This is a genomic window from Comamonas guangdongensis (assembly GCF_041079535.1).
Classification (GTDB): Bacteria; Pseudomonadota; Gammaproteobacteria; order Burkholderiales; family Burkholderiaceae_C; genus Comamonas; species Comamonas guangdongensis.
On sequence record NZ_JBFYGN010000069.1, the window covers coordinates 1 to 1,163 of the forward strand.

General features: G+C 57.8%; 1 pseudogene. It reads left to right on the forward strand.

Annotated elements, in window-relative coordinates:
• Positions 1–37 precede the first annotated feature (37 nt).
• Positions 38–1,125, forward strand: a pseudogene (locus AB6724_RS21790) (IS3 family transposase).
• Positions 1,126–1,163: the final 38 nt, after the last annotated feature.

Consider the following 1,163-nt stretch of genomic DNA (forward strand, 5'->3'; position numbering starts at 1 on the left):
GCTGAGAAGTAGAGACCCTCACAGGAGAATCTCTACCATGAAGAAATCACGTTTCACCGACAGCCAGATCATCGACGCGCTTAAGCGGGCAGAGGCCGGCCTGACGGTCCCCGAACTCTGCCGAGAGCTGGGAATCAGCTCGGCGACCTTCTACAAGTGGCGAGCCAAGTTCGGAGGCATGGATGCCTCGCTCATGGCTCGCATGAAGGAGCTGGAGGAAGAGAACCGGCGCCTGCGCAAGATGTATGTCGAGGAGAAGCTCAAGGCTGAGATCGTCTCGGAGGCTCTCGCAAAAAAGTGGTGAAGCCATCTCGCAGGCGCGAGATGGCTCACAGAGCAGTGCAGCAACACGGCGTGCCGATTCGAGCCGCTTGCCAAGCATTCCAGATCAGTCAAGCCTGCTACCGCTACGAGGCTCGCCGTGACAGCAAAGACGATGAGATCGCCCAGTGGTTGCTGCGTCTGACCGACAGCAACCGCAATTGGGGCTTTGGCTTGTGCTTTCTACATCTGCGAAACGTACGTAGCTTTACCTGGAACCACAAACGTGTCTACCGCATCTACCGGGAATTGGAGCTGAACCTGCGCATCAAGCCACGCAAGCGCCTGGTACGCGAGAAGCCTGAGCCGCTTGCGGTACCAGAGTACTGCAACGAAGTCTGGTCGATGGACTTCATGCATGACCAGCTCGAGGATGGCCGCAGTATCCGGCTGCTCAACGTGATCGATGACTTCAACCGTGAGGCCCTGGGCATTGAGGTGGACTTCTCACTGCCATCGCATCGCGTGATGCGAGTCCTTGGTCAGATCATTGCCTGACGTGGAAAGCCACAGGCAATTCGCTGTGACAACGGGCCTGAGCACATCAGCGCCACACTGTTGCAATGGGCAAGCAGTCGAGGAATCCGCATCGAACACATCCAGCCCGGCAAGCCCCAACAGAATGCCTATGTGGAGCGCTTCAACAGAACGGTCCGCTACGAATGGCTGTCACAGTATTGTTGGACCGACCTCGACGAGGTTCGGGAATTCGCCACGCAGTGGATGTGGCGGTACAACCATGAACGCCCCCACATGGCATTGGGCGGCATCACCCCCAAACAGCGGCTGGCCATGGCTGCATAGCTCTACTTCTCGGGGCTATGGATTCTGGGGGGATTACC